Genomic DNA, 2407 nt, shown 5'->3' with positions numbered 1-2407 from the left:
CAGCGGCGAATTCATTCGCTCCGGCTCGGGGACGGCCTTGCCGCACCCGGGCCGTGAGGCGAATCCCGATCCGCATCATTGCCGGTTTCGTCGCAATGTAGCACGGGACGGGGGCGACGTGACAAGTGCCCCCGCCCCGTGCGTCCGGCGGTGCTCAGCGCGGCGGGGCGGGGGGCCAGTGGGGAAAGGCGAGGGACTGGTGCGCGGAGGCGCCGGCCTGCACGCCGTCCGCGGAGGCGAACGTGGCGTTGTGGTTGGACCGCGCGGCGTCGCCGGCGGCGAACACGAACGGAACGGTGGTCTCCTTGCGCGCGTCCGTGACGATCACGGGGCCGAACGGCCCGTCCTCGAACGCGCACCCCAGCTGCTCCGCCAGCGGGCTGGCCATGTGCGTGCGGCTGCTGACGAACACGGCGTCCAGCGGCACCACGCCGCCGTCGCGCAGGCGCACGCCGGCCAGGGCGGGCGCGTCGCCCACGAGCGCCTCTACCGGGCGCGCCTCGATGCGCACGCCCCGCGACGCCAGCATGGCCGCCTGCTCGTCCGTGGGCGTCAGCACGCCGTTGGTAAAGAGGGTGACGTCCGCGCTCCAGTCGGGGATGAGCAGCGCCTTGTGGACGTCCATCTCGCCCGTGGCCAGGATGCCCAGCCGCCCGTCCGCCACCTCGTAGCCGTGGCAGTACGGGCAGTGCAGCGCCGTCCGCCCCCAGCGCTCGCGCAGCCCCGGCACGTCCGGCAGGTCGTCCACGATCCCGGTGGCCAGCACCAGGCGCCGCGCGCGCAGGGTGTCGCCGGACGCCAGCTGCAGCGTGAACGCGCCGTCCTCCTGCCGGGCCGCCACGGCCTCGTCCGTGCGAAAGGCGGCGGTGGGGTAGGCCAGCACCTGCCCGCGCGCCAGCTGCACGATCTCGGCGGGGGTGCGGCCGTCCTGGCCCAGGAACCCGTGCGCCGCGTGGGCAAACCGGTTGCGCGGCCGTCCGCCGTCCACCAGCACGATCCGCCGGCGCGCCCGCGCCAGCTGCATGGCCGCCGACAATCCCGCGAAGCTCCCCCCGACCACCACCGCATCAAGCGTCTGCATCAGCCCCTCCCGTCCTGGGTCGATCGAAATGGCGCCCGTCAATTCCAGCAGCGGCGCCCCGGCCTTCATGTAACTTATGATGTTACGAGAAAGCCGATCCGTCAACCCCAAGGCAGATTTCTCACGAAGAGCCGCGGAGGCGCAGCGTACTTCATCGCGCGATGAAACCCCCTCTGCGCCTCTGCGGCTCTGCGTGAGAGATCAGTAAGGCCGTCCCGCGGGTGATCTCAAGACATCGGAAGTGGATTATGTGGACTTTTGGGCGACCGCGTGTATTTTCCGCCGGGAAGTGAACACGTTGCACTGCGCATCCATCGCGGAACCCTGAAAGGCATGATCATGGAGGAAAGTCCCTTATCCGCCATCCCCGGTCCCGACCTCCTGGCCACGGGCATCCTGCGCGAGCTGCCCGAGGACGTGAGCCTTACCGCGTGGTCGGTGCTGCGGTGGGTGGTGCTGTGGGGCGACACCGGGTCCGGCAGCACCATCGGCGTCTTTGACCGCGCGGGCATGGAGGAGGCGTTCGTGGACGCGGCGGGCAAGCGCCTGGCCCAGGCCCCCGCGGACGACCCGCGCAACCCGCTCGTGGCCATCATCGGCGAGCTCATGCAGCCGGAGCCCAGCAACGAGATCGTGGCGCGTGCCTGCCTGGTGATGTCGGAGTGGGCCCTGCCGCGCCAGTACCTCGTCACAGGGCTGGCCTTTGCCGAGGCGGCGGCGTTCGCCATGCCCACGGCGCGCTACGCCTTTCTCGCGGCCAAGCTGCACCGCCAGTACGGCCGCCACCGCGACGCCGACCGCCTGCTCAAGATCGCCGAGGGGCTGGCGCGCAAGGCCAAGGACTGGGAGACCAACGTCCGCATCCGCCTGGCGCGGGGAAACGTGGACCTGCTGCACGGCCGCTACGAGCAGGCGCGCACCTCCATGACCGGCGCCCTGCGCACCTGCGAGCGCTATCGCCTGGAGGGCACCATCCGCGGCGAGGTGCACCACGACCTGCTCGTGGCCGAGTCCGGGCTCAAGGACTACGAGGCGGCCCAGAAGCACGCGGAAGCTGCCATCGGAGCGTACGGCGCGGACCATCCGCGGCTCGCGCACCTGGCGCACGATTTGGCGGCCCTGTGGATGGAGACGGGGGATCATGAGAACGCGCTCGCCGTGCTGCGCTCGCTGCTGGAGCGGCACTTTCAACACGACGTGGTGCTGCGGCTGATCGCGTGCGGGAGCGCCGTACGGGCGGCGGGGGGATGCGGGGATGCGGATGCCTACGCGCGGCTGGCGGAGGAGCTGGAGACGGCGCTGGGCAAGGCGGCCCAGGTGACGGTG

Annotated in this window: 2 protein-coding genes; one reads left to right on the top strand and one right to left on the bottom strand. The window is 71.3% G+C overall.

Going from position 1 to position 2407, the window contains the following annotated elements:
- Positions 1-154: 154 nt before the first annotated feature.
- On the bottom strand, positions 155-1081 hold the full coding sequence (locus tag VFZ20_RS25505; protein WP_329686784.1) for an NAD(P)/FAD-dependent oxidoreductase: 927 nt from the start codon (positions 1079-1081) through the stop codon (positions 155-157).
- 339 nt (positions 1082-1420) lie between these two features.
- Between VFZ20_RS25505 and VFZ20_RS25500 the strand changes: the two genes are divergently transcribed.
- The coding region (locus tag VFZ20_RS25500) for a tetratricopeptide repeat protein (RefSeq protein ID WP_329686783.1) at positions 1421-2407 on the top strand (987 nt) is incomplete at its 3' end.

It is taken from the genome of Longimicrobium sp., assembly GCF_036280135.1.
Lineage (GTDB): Bacteria > Gemmatimonadota > Gemmatimonadetes > Longimicrobiales > Longimicrobiaceae > Longimicrobium.
This window is presented reverse-complemented; position numbering and strand designations above follow the sequence as displayed.

Coding starts and splice junctions, on each gene's coding strand:
- VFZ20_RS25505 (WP_329686784.1), bottom strand. CDS start 1,081: ATGCAGACGCTTGATGCGGTGGTGGTCGGGGGGAGCTTCGCGGGATTG.